The organism is Roseibacillus ishigakijimensis (assembly GCF_016595415.1).
GTDB classification, from domain to species: Bacteria; Verrucomicrobiota; Verrucomicrobiia; order Verrucomicrobiales; family Akkermansiaceae; genus Roseibacillus; species Roseibacillus ishigakijimensis.
The window spans coordinates 1-787 of the sequence record NZ_JAENIO010000121.1; the positions used below are offsets into that span (position 1 = coordinate 1).

Annotated in this window: 1 pseudogene; it reads right to left on the minus strand. The window is 61.8% G+C overall.

From position 1 onward, the window contains the following. Nucleotides 1-681: pseudogene (locus tag JIN78_RS18035) on the minus strand (hypothetical protein); the annotation flags it as partial. Between the last annotated feature and the right edge of the window lie 106 nt (nucleotides 682-787).

The window sequence follows — 787 nt, forward strand, 5'->3', positions numbered from 1 at the left end:
ACCGCCGCTGGAAAAGTGAACCAACTCGCTGGCGGGATTTCCCCATGTGCAGTATTCCACATCCAGCGAGAGGAGAAGGCAGCTCGCGCCGCTGGAGACGAAGGTGAGCATCCCTTCTTGCGCGAGGCGAGGATAGGCGGCCACGTTCAGGAAGTATTCGTCGAAGCCATAGCTTGGCCAGCGATGATTGCCAAGGGGCACCGGGCCGCAGCCGGGCATGATCACACTCGGGTCCAGCCGACCCTTCATCGCGTGCCAGGTGAAGGCATCCAACAAGAGCCGCACATCGTCCAGCAAACCACCCTGCACGCCAAATTGACAGCCCACGAAGGGTTGATAGCAGATGCGGTAGTCATCGGTGTAGTCGCGGGGATTGGGCACTCGCCAGGCTCCCACCCCGCTCTGTTGCATCGTGCGGGTGCGGGTCAGATCACTCTCCAGGTCTCGCAGTCGGTCGATGTCGGTGACGACGACCAGCTTGTTTTTTTCTGCAAAAGGCAGGAAGCGCCACAGGCCGCCGGGGGCGAAGTTGAGGGACGAGCTCTTCATCTCATAGACTTCGCAACCCGCCTCAGCCAGCTCGTCGGCGAGAAAGTCTAAATCTTTCGCGAGATAGACCCGGATGGCGGTCTGGGGAAATTTTTGCCGCAGCTCAGGGACCAGCTCCAGCAGGGGCTGCACGTAGTGGTCCTAGGGGTTGTAGCGATCGGCCAGGCCCAGCGCGACCGCGTTCTGGAGCCGTTCGCGAGTGGGCGGAGGAAGCTCGGGCGAACCGGTATGGACCGGC